General features: G+C 66.2%; 11 protein-coding genes and 1 pseudogene. 9 read left to right on the top strand and 3 right to left on the bottom strand.

Translation table 11 applies throughout. The features are described 5' to 3' along the window. The 5 genes and pseudogenes from A5709_RS27760 to A5709_RS21980 form a co-directional block, all read left to right on the top strand. Positions 1-177, top strand: a pseudogene (locus A5709_RS27760) (hydroxylase); the annotation flags it as partial. A 9-nt stretch (positions 178-186) separates the two neighbouring features. Further along, complete coding sequence (bphC, locus tag A5709_RS21995) at positions 187-1,095, top strand: biphenyl-2,3-diol 1,2-dioxygenase (RefSeq protein ID WP_067949334.1); 909 nt, start codon at positions 187-189, stop codon at positions 1,093-1,095. Further along, a complete protein-coding gene (locus A5709_RS21990) occupies positions 1,092-2,558 on the top strand; it encodes an FAD-dependent oxidoreductase (RefSeq protein WP_068009049.1) in 1,467 nt (488 codons plus the stop codon). The genes bphC and A5709_RS21990 overlap by 4 nt, the downstream gene beginning before the upstream one ends. 156 nt (positions 2,559-2,714) lie before the next feature. Next, positions 2,715-3,548 carry an IclR family transcriptional regulator gene (locus tag A5709_RS21985; RefSeq protein ID WP_068009052.1) on the top strand — a complete coding sequence of 278 codons (834 nt, stop codon included), beginning with the start codon at positions 2,715-2,717 and terminating at the stop codon, positions 3,546-3,548. Then, positions 3,545-4,465 (top strand): alpha/beta hydrolase, encoded by a 921-nt coding sequence (locus A5709_RS21980; protein WP_068009055.1) that lies wholly within the window; start codon positions 3,545-3,547, stop codon positions 4,463-4,465. The genes A5709_RS21985 and A5709_RS21980 overlap by 4 nt, the downstream gene beginning before the upstream one ends. On the opposite strand, the gene A5709_RS21975 is transcribed toward A5709_RS21980, so the two are convergent. Further along, the gene (locus tag A5709_RS21975) at positions 4,466-5,689 is read right to left on the bottom strand and encodes an NADH:flavin oxidoreductase (protein WP_068009057.1); all 1,224 of its coding nucleotides are present in this window, start codon (positions 5,687-5,689) and stop codon (positions 4,466-4,468) included. It abuts the gene before it with no gap. A 101-nt stretch (positions 5,690-5,790) separates the two neighbouring features. On the opposite strand from A5709_RS21975, the gene A5709_RS28985 reads away from it, so the two are divergent. Together A5709_RS28985 and A5709_RS27755 are read left to right on the top strand one after the other, a co-directional pair. After that, entirely contained in the window at positions 5,791-6,138 is a 348-nt protein-coding gene (locus A5709_RS28985) for a hypothetical protein (RefSeq protein WP_068009060.1), read from the top strand. Further along, entirely contained in the window at positions 6,131-6,769 is a 639-nt protein-coding gene (locus tag A5709_RS27755) for a Dabb family protein (RefSeq protein WP_068009063.1), read from the top strand. Before A5709_RS28985 ends, A5709_RS27755 begins: the two co-directional genes overlap by 8 nt. Before the next feature lie 53 nt (positions 6,770-6,822). On the opposite strand, the gene A5709_RS21960 is transcribed toward A5709_RS27755, so the two are convergent. Then, complete coding sequence (locus A5709_RS21960) at positions 6,823-7,710, bottom strand: SDR family NAD(P)-dependent oxidoreductase (protein WP_068009065.1); 888 nt, start codon at positions 7,708-7,710, stop codon at positions 6,823-6,825. Then, complete coding sequence (locus A5709_RS21955; protein WP_068009068.1) at positions 7,707-9,635, bottom strand: NAD(P)/FAD-dependent oxidoreductase; 1,929 nt, start codon at positions 9,633-9,635, stop codon at positions 7,707-7,709. Before A5709_RS21955 ends, A5709_RS21960 begins: the two co-directional genes overlap by 4 nt. A 101-nt stretch (positions 9,636-9,736) precedes the next feature. Between A5709_RS21955 and A5709_RS21950 the strand changes: the two genes are divergently transcribed. Together A5709_RS21950 and A5709_RS21945 are read left to right on the top strand one after the other, a co-directional pair. After that, complete coding sequence (locus tag A5709_RS21950) at positions 9,737-11,347, top strand: acyl-CoA synthetase (protein ID WP_068122425.1); 1,611 nt, start codon at positions 9,737-9,739, stop codon at positions 11,345-11,347. Between the two features lie 15 nt (positions 11,348-11,362). Further along, the gene (locus tag A5709_RS21945; RefSeq protein ID WP_068122422.1) at positions 11,363-12,469 is read left to right on the top strand and encodes a zinc-binding dehydrogenase; all 1,107 of its coding nucleotides are present in this window, start codon (positions 11,363-11,365) and stop codon (positions 12,467-12,469) included. The last annotated feature ends 23 nt before the right edge of the window (positions 12,470-12,492 follow it).

Genomic DNA, 12,492 nt, shown 5'->3' with positions numbered 1-12,492 from the left:
TTCGCCCGCTCGGGCGGCAACGCGGCCCGCATGGACAAGCCGCTGCAACGGTATTGGCGCGACGTGCATGTCGGCCAACTGCACGCCATCCACATGCCGGGCACCACCTATCACGCGTCGGCGCTGAGTTCGCTGGGTATCGACCCGCCCGAGGGCCCCCTGCGGGCCTTGATCTAGGAGAGCACGTTGACCGACCTGAAAAGCCTTGGCTACATCACCATTTCGACGAACGACATCGACCGCTGGCGCCAATTCGCCTTCGGCGTGCTGGGTTTCGCCGAGGGGAAGGGCCCCGACCCCGAGGCGCTGTACCTGCGGATGGACGAGCGCGCCGCCCGGCTCATCGTGGTGCCCGGCGAGACCGACCGGGTGCTCACGGTCGGCTGGGAGGTGCGTGACCGCCCGGCACTGCAACGGGTCAAGGCAACCCTGGACACCGCCGGGACGCCCTTCAAGCAGCTGTCGGCCGACGAGGCCGAAGCCCGCCGGGTGGAAGAGGTGATCACCTTCGACGACCCGGCCGGCACCACGCTCGAGGTGTTTCACGGTGCGGTGCTCGACCACAGCCCGGTCGTCACCCCCTTCGGCGCGAAGTTCGTGACCGGCGACCAGGGCATGGGCCACGTCGTCGTGCCCGCGATGGACCCCAACGGGCTGTTCGACTTCTACACCGAGGTGCTGGGGTTCCGTGCGCGGGGCGCGTTCCGGGTGCCGCTGCCGAAAGAGTTTGGGCCCGTTCGGGTTCGCTTTCTCGGCATCAACGAACGCCACCACAGCCTGGCCATCGTCCCGGCCGCACATCAGCGCGACCCGCGCCTGGTGCACATCATGGTGGAGGTCGACAGCCTCGACGCCGTCGGGCAGGCACTGGACCGCGTGAACGCCGAGGGCTTCCAGTTGTCCTCCACGCTGGGCCGGCACACCAACGACAAGATGGTGTCGTTCTACGTGCGCGCCCCCGGCGACTGGGACATCGAATTCGGTACCGACGGCATGCGTGTCGACGAAACCTATTACACGGCAGAGGAAATCACCGCCGACAGTTACTGGGGTCACCAGTGGATCGGTGAAATGCCCGCGGCCATGCGGTTATGACACCCGATCAGGACGTCACGCCGGTCCCGGCCGCGTCCATCACGTCGTGGGATGACGAGGCCGACGTCGTCATCGCCGGCTACGGCGTGGCCGGTGCCGCCGCGGCGGTGGAGGCGGCGCGCGCCGGCGCCGACGTCCTGGTACTGGAACGCACCGGCTCCTGGGGCGGCGCGGCGGCGATGGCCGGCGGGTTCATCTACCTCGGCGGCGGGACGCCCCTGCAAAAAGCCTGCGGCTTCGACGATTCCGTCGACAACATGGCGGCGTTCCTCAATGTCGCGATGGGGCCCGGCGCCGACGCGGACCGGATCGCCGACTACTGCGCCGGCAGCGTCGCCCACTTCGACTGGCTGGTCGGCTGCGGCGTGCCGTTCAAGGCCGAGTTCTTCTCCGAGCCCGGCTGGGAACCGATGGGCGACCAGGGCCTGATGTACAGCGGCGGCGAAAACGCCTACCCGTTCAACACAATCGCCTCCCCCGCCCCGCGCGGACACGTCCCGCAGATGCAGAACAAGAAGCAGGGCGAGGCCAGCGCCGGCTACATGCTGATGAAGCCGCTCGTCGAAACCGCCATCGCCGCCGGCGCACGCGCGCTCTACGACGTGCGGGTGCAAGGCCTCGTCGTGGGGGCCGACGGCCGCGTCGTGGGCATCCGGGCGCGCCAGTACGGCAACGACATTGCGGTCCGAGCCCGTAAGGGCGTGGTGCTCGCCACGGGCAGCTTCGCCTACAACGACGCGATGGTGGCCCGCTACGCCCCGCGAATCGCGGGCCGCCCGGCCGCCTCCATCGAGCAGCACGACGGCCAGGCCATCCGCATGGCTCAGGCATTGGGCGCCGACCTGGCGCACATGGACGCCACCGAGGTCGCGATCTTCATCGACCCACAGCAACTGGTGCGCGGCATCCTGGTCAACGGCCGCGGTCAGCGCTACGTCGCCGAGGACACCTATCCGGGCCGCATCGGCCAGCTGACGCTCTACCAACAGGACAACACCGCCTTCCTGATCATCGACGACGACGCCCAGCAGGAGGCGATGGCGTCCTGGTCGCCGAAGTTCATGCTGCGAGAGGCGACCTGGGTGGCCGACACCGTCGCCGACCTGGAACGCGAGATGGGTCTGGCGCCGGCTTCCCTGCAGGCGACCGTCGCCGCCTACAACGAGGGCGCCGCCCGCGGCGAGGACCCGCTACTGCACAAGAAGCCGGAGTGGTTGCGGCCCATCGGTTCCCCGGTCGGCGCGATCGACTTGCGCGAGAACACCGGCGGTTTCACCCTGGGCGGACTGGCCACCACGCTGGACGCCGAGGTGCTCCACGTCAGCGGTGAACCCATCCCCGGCCTGTTCGCCGCCGGCCGCTGCACCGCCGGGCTGGCCGCGTGGGGCTACGCCAGCGGCATCTCGCTCGGCGACGGCAGCTTCTACGGCCGCCGCGCGGGCCGATCCGCGGCCAAGGGCTAGCCGACCTGCACTGATCCCTACATCCCCCACCCGCCACAACTGTGGCCGGTGGCGCTTTTGGCATGTCATGTGACAGCGAGCACAAGGCTATGGTACAAACTGGGGTATCTCTAATAGAGATATCGCAGCCAGATGCAATGGAGCTTTGGAGGACTGATGTCAGCGCCCCTGGAAACAGCAACTCCCACCGCCGTCATCGACCGCGTCTCCTTGGTGCTGGACGCCTTCGAAGGACCGGGACGGCTAACGCTGGCCCAGATCGTGCGGCGCACGGGCCTGCCGCGCTCGTCGGCGCACCGGATGCTCGAGCGGTTGGTTCAGCTGCGCTGGTTACGCCGCAACGGCCGCGACTACGAGCTCGGCATGCGGCTGGTGGAGTTGGGCTCACTGGCCGTGCACCAAGACCGCCTGGTGCGCGCGGCCGCTCCCCTGCTGGGTGAATTGCACCGCGCCACTGGGCTTGTCGTTCATCTGGCGGTTCTGGACGGGCCCGATGTCGTCTACCTCGACAAGATCGGTGACCGACTGATCAATGCGATCCCCACCCGGGTCGGCGGTCGGCAGCCCGCGCACTGTACCGGGGTCGGCAAGGCGATCCTGGCCTACAGCGACCAGCAGGCCGACGTTGACCTGCAGGCGCGTAAGACCAAGTTTTCCATTTGCACCGGATCGCAACTGGCCGCTGAGTTGGCCAAGGTGCGTGCCCATGGCGTCGCCTTCGAGCGCGAGGAGTCGCTGCTGGGTTTTGGCTGCGTGGCAGCCCCCATCGGCAACCCCGGTGAAGCGATTGCCGCGGTGTCGGTATGCGCACCGATGAATCGCATGGTGTTCGATCAGCGGCTGACCACCCCGGTCCGCATGACCGCGGTGAATATCTGGCGCAACATCGAAGACGGCGCTCACCGGGTGGCGCCCACGCTGCAAACAATGCGACCGCTGCTGCCCCCGCGCCCGATGCCCCCGCGGCAGCCCGCCCTGCAGTACGCGTGAACCTCGATCCCCAGATCGCCTCGCTGATCGAGGGGTTGGACGCGGACTTTCCTCCGGTCCACACCATGACGGGCGCCCAGGCCAGGGCGGCCATCCGCGAGCGGTTCGTGCCGGCCGCCGAGCCCGAGCCGGTCGCCACAGTTCGAGACCACACGATCCCAGGCACCGACGCCGACATTCCCGTACGGATCTACCGGCCCCACGGCCATGCCGACGACGCAGGCTTGCCCATCCTGGTATACGCCCACGGCGGCGGATTCGTGTTCTGCGACCTCGACAGCCATGACGGCCTGTGCCGCAGTCTGGCCAACCTCGTTCCCGCCGTGGTGGTTTCCGTGGGGTACCGGCTGGCTCCCGAAAACCCTTGGCCCGCAGCGGCCGAGGATGTCTACACTGCCACCCGATGGGCCGCCGACCTCGCCGGCGGCGGTCCACGAGCGGTTGTGGTGGGCGGTGACAGCGCCGGTGGCAACCTGGCCGCGGTCGCGGCATTGATGGCGCGCGATCGCGGCGGCCCGGCGATTGCCGCTCAGTTGCTGCTCTACCCGATGCTCGCGGCCGGCTTCGACACCGAGTCATATCGACTGTTCGGCAAGGGTTTCTATAACCCGAAGGTCGCGCTGCAATGGTATTGGGACCAGTACGTGCCGGCACCCGCCGACCGTGACCATCCCTACGCCTCACCGCTGCGGGCGGACCTACACGGGCTACCGCCCGCGGTGATGGTCACGGCCGGGCACGATCCGCTTCGGGACGAAGCCATCGCCTACGCCGACGCGCTGCAATCGGCGGGGGTGGTCGCCGTGCGGTGTGGCTTCGAGGGAGGCATCCATGGGTTCATGACGATGCCGATGCTCGACATCGCTCACGAAGCCCGGCGGCAGGCGTGCCGCGAGTTGGCCACGCTGCTGCGGTGATTACCGTGCTGCGGGCTGGGCGGGCTGCTCCTCGATCTTGGTAGGTGGCCCGTAGCGTTGGTCGGGATCGAGCACGCAGTGGGTGCGGCCGAAAACGGTGACCATGCACTTGTTGTTGTGGTTGCATCGGCTGCGGCTGGCCGGGTCGGCAATCATCTTGTTGACCAGGTCGGGTTCCCGCAGCAGCGCCCGACCCATCGCCACGAAGTCAAATCCCTCCTCTCGTGCGGTCTCGACGTGGTCGCGGCGGGTGATGCCGCCCAGCAGGATCAGTTTGGTGTTGCGCATCACCGGCACGAATTGGCGTGCGGCTTCGAGCATGTAGAGGTCGCTGTACGGATAGCTGCCCATCACGCGCTTGCCGGCCAGCCTGATGGCAGGCCGCAGCGCGGCCGGCATGACGCGGGTGAATTCGCGCACCGGGACGTCGCCCCGGAACAGGTACATCGGCTTGAAGACCGAGGACCCTTGGGTCAGTTCGAGCGCGTCGAGAGTGCCGTCTGTGTCGAGGAGTTGCGCGGTGCGCAACGCTTCATCGATCCAGATACTGCCGGGCAGTCCGTCGTCCATATTCAGTTTGGCGATGACGGCGATCCGGCCGCCGGCCACCTCGCGGACGCGTTCTGCGATCTCCCGTGACAGGCGGGAACGGTTGTCGATGGAGCCGCCGTACTCGTCCTTGCGGCGGTTGATGAGTGGGCTCAAAAACGAGCTCGGCAGATACAGGTGTCCGAAATGCAGTTCAACTGCGTCGAATCCGGCATCGATGGCTACCTGGGTCGCCGCGCCGAACTGGTCGATGACGGTTGCTATCTCGTCGCGGGTGATCGCCCGGCAGTAGGCCAACGACGTCGGATTGACGAACCGGCTCGGCGACAGGGCGGTCACCCCGGTCAGCGCCCTGGGGGCCACCACCCCGGCATGGCCCAGCTGGGCCGAGATGGCCGCACCCGCCCCATGCACGGCATCGGTAAGTCTGCGCAGGCCGGGCAACGCTTGTGAGCTCATGACGATCTGCCCCGGGGCGCTGGCGCCCTCGGGCGCGACACAGCAGTAGGCCACAGTCGTCATGCCCACTCCCCCGTCGGCGAACGCCCGGTGAAATGCGATGAGATCATCGGTGACCAGCCCCTGGGGCGATCGGCCTTCGGAGGTCGCGGCCTTGATGATCGGGTTGCGCAAGGTGGCCGGACCGAGCTGCACGGGACTGAAGGAAGCGCTCATCCTCCCACCGTGGTGCCCAGCCGGATGGGGGGCAATGAGGTCCTCCCGATGGCCGGGACTGAACCTGTCCGGGGTCGCACACGGTCGGTACGGTCACGCCCATGGCCGACGGTCGGATTTTCGTGATCGACAGGGTGGTTACGCGGCCTGGCTGCGCACGGAAGTTCGTGGAGACCTACCTCGCCGAGTACGCGCCCGGTGCCCGCTCCCGCGGAATGACGCTGCGCGATGTCCTGGTCAGTCCGCCGATCTGGTTCACGGACCAATCCAACACTGTCACCATCACCTGGGCCCTGCCCAGCGCCCAGGCCTGGTGGGAGATGACCTGGAAGGGCCGCCCCGACTCGACGCTGGCCCGGTGGTGGGACCAGATCGAGGAACTCGTCGCCGAGCGGTCCCGCTCGGTCGCTGCGGCCGCCGACGACGTCGACGGGCTCTGCGGTGTATAACGTCACCCGCCTCCTCGACGTCGCAGACGAACACCGCGACCGGATACTCACGCTGGTGCGCGCGAGCGCGGAGGCGACTGGCGCCCGTCACCGGCTCGTCGAGCCGACGCTGCCCGGGGCCCGCAACGGCGGTGACGTCCTAGTCCACTTGAGGTTCGATTCCCCGAGTCAATGGCTCACCGCCGCAGACGATTTCACCGCGATTTTGGGCGATCCTGCGATCACCCATGTCAACGGGGTCAGCTACAGGGGCGCTCCAACGCCCAATGGTGGCCGCCCGGGCACGGTCTACCGGGCCCTGCTTTTACGGGTGCTGCCGGACACCGATGCCGACACCGTTGCGCGTTTCGAGAACGAGTTGGCCTCGATGCCGCGCTTCATACCGACGATCAGGGCATGGCAGCTCAGCCGGGTCGACGATGCGGTCGGGGCATCACGGTGGACCCACGTGTTCGAGCAAGAGTTCAGCGACGTCGATGCGCTGATGGGCCCCTACCTGATGCATCCGATCCACTGGGCGGTCGTGGACCGCTGGTTTGATCCTGAATGCCCTGATGTCATCATCCGAGACCGCGTGTGCCACAGCTTCTGTCGATGCAATCAGCCCGTCTTGACCGCGTCGCCGACCTAGTCGGTCCCGGGCCCAGTCGGTGTCGGGCAGATCTCCGTTGTCCGCCGAGGGACTCACATCCCGGCGGGCAGGATGTTCGGATTAGCGTTCGCCGGCGGCTCCAGTGGCGGCAGTTCGGTTTTTCCGTCCAGGCTGTGCACCCGCAGCCGTTGTGACCACGAGTAGTGCAAGCTAAACGCCACCAGGCCGGTGCGTTTGGCCGCCGGTAGATGACACATTGCCAGCACGGTTTCGGCCAGATACTCCACCGGCTCGGTCGGAAAGCCCTCTGGGATAAGCGAGGATGCGCCGGGGGTGCGCACAGCCGTCGACGGGCCAACGCAATTCACCGCGATGTTCGCGTCGAGCAGCTCGGCGGCCACCCCCTGGGTGAACCGGTGCAGTGCGGCCTTGCACGACGCGTAAATCACATCGCCGGAGGTCTTGTTGTAATCGCGGTACGGCCGCGCCGGTGCCACACCGGTGACCGAGCCGATGTTCACGATCCACCCGCCGCCCAGTTTGCGCATGTGCGGAACCGCGGCCTTGGTCAACACGAAGGGGGTGCGCAGATAGTGCTCGACGGTGCGGTCGAAGGTCTGCAGCGGCATGTCCTCGATGACCGAGTAGTCGGCGAAGCCGGCGTTGTTGACCAAGATGTCGATGCGGCCGGTGCGGTCGAGCACCTGGTCGACCAGGGTCTCGCGCGCCTGGGCGTCTTCGAGGTCGGCGACCACCCCGAACGCCGACCCGCCGGCATCTTCAATCAAGGCGATGGTCTCCTCGATCGTGCCGGGTAGTGTGCGATCGGACCCGGCGCGATGCGAGCGTGAGGGCGCGTGAGCGCGCGCCGTCACCGCGACGGTGGCACCCTCGGCCGCCAGCCGTTGGGCCACCGCGCGACCGATGCCGCGGCTGCTTCCCGTTACCAAAGCCGTCCTGCCGGTGAGCAACTCGTTCACCGCAGCGTAAAGTCCTGCTCGATCGGCGCTCGGTGCTGATGCCAGACGTCGACCAGTCGGTACGGGGTGGCCACCACTACCCGGCCCGAGCCGGACCGGTAGTAGGTGTGGGCGTTGGGTGTGTGGCACCATACCGTGCCGAGCATCGCCTCATCGATCGCGGCAACGTAATCCTCGTACGCCTGCTGGGTGACCTCGATCGTGGTGGCGCCGCGCAGCGCCATCAACTGCAAGCATTCGATGATGTAGTGCGCGAGCACTTCCATAGAGAAGTTCGCTCCCGCACCGTGTCCCGGGCTGTAGTTAGGTGCCGACATGATGAACAGGTTGGGAAAGCCGGGCACCGTGCCACCACGGTACGCACGGGGGTTGTCACCCCATTCGTCAGCCAGCTTCTTGCCGCCGCGTCCACGTATGTCCACGGTGGATAAGAAGTCCAAGTAGTAACCGGTCGCGTAGATGATTACATCGAGGTCGATCTGCCGGCCGTCTTGGGTGACAATGCCTTTCGGGTTGACCTCGGCCGGCTCGCTGGCCTCCACGTCGACATGGTCGCGGGTCAACGCCGCGTAGTAACCGCCCGGATCACGGATGATCCGCTTGCCGTAGGGGGCGAAGTCCGGGGTGACCTTTTTGGCCAGCTCGGTGTCTTTTCCGAAGGTGTCCTCGATGTAGCGCAGGCACATTTGCAAAAGGACGTCATTGGCCGGCGAGATCGACAGGTGATCTTTGTTCCAGTCCGGGTCTTGCAGGATGATCGGGTAGTTGTTGTCCGCGGTGGCCCAATAGGACTTGAGCCGGTGCCACTTCGCGTAGTAGGGCAGGTGCCGTCCTAGGTAACGCCGGAACGCGGGCACCTCATCGGTCAGCCGCTTACGCGGCGCCACCCAGTGTGGCTGCCGCTGGAACACCGTCAGGTGCTCGACCTGGTCGACACACGCGTCGACGATCTGTACGGCGGTGCAGCCCGCCCCGATCACGGCCACCTTTTTGTGGGTGAGATCGAGTGAAGAATCCCATAGCGCCGAATGAATGCTGTTGCCCGCGAAGGTGTCTCGACCCTTGATATCCGGCCAGCGCGGCCGGTTGAGGTAGCCCGCCGCGGCGACCACGACGCTGGCGTAGCTGATCGTGCGACGGCCCTTGGCATCGACCGCATGGAGTTGCCATTGGTTGCGTTCGTCGTCCCACCACAGCGCCTCGATCTCGGTGCCGAACCGAATGTGGTCGCGCAGCTTGTGTTTATCGGCTAGCGCCACCAAATAGTTCTGATATTCCCCACCCTGCGGGTAGTAGCTGCTCCAGTCCGGGTTCACTTCCCACGACAGCGAGTAATACGCCGACGGCGTATCCACACCGATGCCGGGGTAGGTGGTGGTCAGCCAGGTGCCGCCGACCTCGTCATTGCGGTCGAAAATCTCAAACGCGACTCCCTCAGCGGCGGCGGCCAGCGCGACGCTGATCCCGGCCAGACCGGCACCGATGATGGCGATGGTGATCGTCTCGGGGATCGGCACAGTCCGCGGCAAAGTTGGCTGCGACCGCTGGAAGCCGCCCTGTTCGAACAACAGGTCCACCTGCTCGTCGTCGACCTGCGAACCCAGCGCTACAGGTAGGAGCCTCGCGAAGAAGTCCCGGTCCACAGGGGATGTCGCATCGGCGCACCGTGGCCGTCCCAGCGCCTCGACGAGGGCGTTGACCAGCGAATCGGCCGTGTCGGGGTCTGTGACGCCGGCCTGCTCGGGCGGGTCAGCAACATAGGAGATCTTGGGCGCGTAGGTATCGATCACCGACACGTCGCCGGTGAGCTGCGCCAGCACCGCCACCAGCACACCCGGGTCCGCCTGACGCAGGTTGGCGCGCAGTTCGTCGGGATCAGGAGCGGCCGGTCCGGTGGGCGACGTCGATTCGGTAGCGGCGGTCATGCCATTGAGTCTGAAGCCGACCGTCACCCCGGGCACCGCTGTTGTCTACTCAGCGGGAGGCCAGGATCACGGAAACCATATCGGGACCTAGTGTTCGTCGCATGCAACCGGCGCACCACAACGACCGAGTGACTCGGGAACTTGACGCCGCCGTCACTCAGGCGCGCAGTCAGTCGCTCGGCGACATCCCCCGCCGGTCAGCCCGCCGGCAGCCGGAGAAGATCGCGATCATCGACGGTGATGTGGTGCTGACCTTCGCCGAGTTCGACCAGCTGGTGGATAAAGCCGCAGCCGCGCTGCGCGACAACGGCTTTGTCCCCGGCGATCGCGCGGCGCTGCTGTCCCACAACTGCTGGCAGTTCGCGGTCTTGGCATTTGCGACCGCGCGCGCGGGGGTGGTCCTGGTGCCCATCAATTTCATGCTCACCGCCGAGGAGATCGCCTATATCCTCGGTGATAGCCGGGTCCGTGGATTCATCGTCGAATCCGCCCTGACGGCGACAGCCGAAGAGGCGATGCGTCTGGGCGGGGCGGTCACGACAAAGGTTGCGCTGACGGCCAACGGGGCCATCCCTCCTGCCGGCTGGCACGACTTTGCTCAGTGGCTCACGACGACCACGGCCGCACCGAACCCTCCCATCGGCGATGAGCAACTCGTGCGGCTGATGTACACCAGTGGCACCGAATCACGGCCCAAGGCCGTGATGCACACCAGCCGCAGCCTGATGTGGCAGTACGTCAGCACCATCGTGGCCGGTGCGATGTCACCGGACGACGTCGAAATCCACTCACTGCCGCTTTACCACTGCGCGCAGTTGGACAACTTCTTGGCCACCGACCTCTATCTGGGAGCGACCAGCATTATCCTGTCGCGGCCGGACCCCGAATTGGTCCTGCGCACCATCGCGCGGTACGGGGTGACGAATTACTTTGCGCCACCGACGGTGTGGATTTCACTGTTGCGTTGCCCGATCTTCGACCACGTCGACCTGTCCAGCCTGCGCAAGGGGTACTACGGCGCCTCACCGATGCCCGCCGAGGTCCTGCACGAAATACGCCGACGGCTGCCGAATCTGAGGCTGTGGAACTTTTACGGTCAAACCGAGATGGCGCCTCTGGCCTCGGCGTTGGGGCCCGACGAGCAGGACACCCACGCCGGCGCGGCCGGACGACCGGTGGTCAACGTCGAAACCACCATCCTCGATGACCACGACTCCCCCGTAGCACCCGGCATCGTCGGTGAAATCGCGCACCGCAGCCCACATCTGATGATCGGCTATCTGGACGACCCCGTTAAAACGGCCGAGGCCTTCCGCGGCGGCTGGTTTCATTCCGGCGACCTGGGCTACTACGACGAGCACGGGCTGTTGCACGTCGTGGACCGCAAAAAAGACATGATAAAAACCGGCGGCGAGAACGTCGCCAGCCGCGAGGTCGAAGAGATTCTGTACCGCCACAACGGGATCCAGGAGGCCGCCGTATTCGGCCTGGCGCATCCGGTCTGGGTGGAAGCCGTGGTCGCCGCGGTGATACCCCGCTACGGCGTCACCCTCACCGAAGACGACGTCCTCGTGCACTGCCGGCAGCACCTCGCCGGGTTCAAGACGCCCAAACGGGTCTTCTTCGTCGATTCACTGCCGAAAAACCCCAGCGGCAAACTACTCAAACGCGCCCTGCGGGACGCATTCACCCCCGAATTCACCAGCCAATGAAGGGACCACTCTGTCGTGTTTAAAGGCCGAATCGCGCGATTCGACGAACCCGGTAAGCCGTTCGACATCGAAACGGTGAGCCTTCCGCAGGTGGGGCCTGGTCAGATCCTGATCAAGGTGAGTCGCGCCAACATCTGCGGCTCTGACCTACACGCCTGGCACGGCACGTTCGCCACCGGCGGCCTGGGAGGTCAACTACCCACCGTGTTGGGCCATGAAATGGTCGGCGCGATCGAAGCGCTCGGCGCTGGGGTCACCACCGATTCTGATGGCGCGCCGCTGACGGCGGGCACGCGAGTGGTCTTTCCCTACTTCTTCTCGTGTCACACGTGCCGAAACTGCCTGGCGGGCAGGCGCAACGCCTGTCTGAAGCTGACGATGGCCATGCTCGGCCGCGCCGACGAGCCACCCTATTTCGTGGGCGGCTACGCCGACTACTTCCTGCTGCCCGCCGACGCGGTGGTCTACACGGTCCCCGATTCGGTATCCGATGACATCGCCGCGGGCGCCAATTGTGCTCTGTCACAGGTCATGTACGGTCTGGAGCGTGTCGACCTGCAGCTCGGCGAATCGGTGGTGGTGCAGGGTGCGGGGGCATTGGGTCTGTATGCAGTGGCGGTGGCAAAAGCGCGCGGGGCTGCCCACGTGATCGCCATCGACGGTATGGCCGAGCGCCTAGAGCTGGCGACCGCGTTCGGCGCTGACACAGTCATCGACATCAACGACGTCGCGACGGTCAAAGACCGGACCAAACTCGTGCGACAACTGACTGACGGCCAGGGCGCCGATGTCGTGGTCGAGGTGGTCGGCCACCCCTCGGCCATCGACGAAGGCCTCAAGATGCTGGGCCAGTTCGGCCGCTACGTGGAGATCGGAAACATCAACATTGGCAAGACCTTCGAATTCGATCCGTCCCGTTTTGTCTTCGGCAACAAGATGATGGTCGGGGTCTCGTTGTACGACCCCATCGTGTTGTCGCGGGCGCTGAAGTTTCTCGACCAACATCAGGCGCGGCTTCCGTTGCACCGACTCGCGGCGGCCTGTTACCCGCTCGACGACATCAACGACGCCTTCGCCGCGGCCGAGAGCAAGCGTGACGTTCGCGCGAGCATCGTGCCCTAACGACAGAAAGCAGACCACAACCG

Origin of the sequence: Mycobacterium sp. E1386, assembly GCF_001672745.1 — a bacterium.
In the GTDB taxonomy this organism is placed as follows: Bacteria; Actinomycetota; Actinomycetes; order Mycobacteriales; family Mycobacteriaceae; genus Mycobacterium.
This window is presented reverse-complemented; position numbering and strand designations above follow the sequence as displayed.

Excerpts from the sequence above, each read along its gene's own strand:
- A5709_RS21990 (WP_068009049.1), top strand. The coding sequence starts at position 1,092 with ATGACACCCGATCAGGACGTCACGCCGGTCCCGGCCGCGTCCATCACG.
- A5709_RS21985 (WP_068009052.1), top strand. The coding sequence starts at position 2,715 with ATGTCAGCGCCCCTGGAAACAGCAACTCCCACCGCCGTCATCGACCGC.
- A5709_RS21975 (WP_068009057.1), bottom strand. The coding sequence starts at position 5,689 with ATGAGCGCTTCCTTCAGTCCCGTGCAGCTCGGTCCGGCCACCTTGCGC.
- A5709_RS28985 (WP_068009060.1), top strand. The coding sequence starts at position 5,791 with ATGGCCGACGGTCGGATTTTCGTGATCGACAGGGTGGTTACGCGGCCT.
- A5709_RS21955 (WP_068009068.1), bottom strand. The coding sequence starts at position 9,635 with ATGACCGCCGCTACCGAATCGACGTCGCCCACCGGACCGGCCGCTCCT.
- A5709_RS21950 (WP_068122425.1), top strand. The coding sequence starts at position 9,737 with ATGCAACCGGCGCACCACAACGACCGAGTGACTCGGGAACTTGACGCC.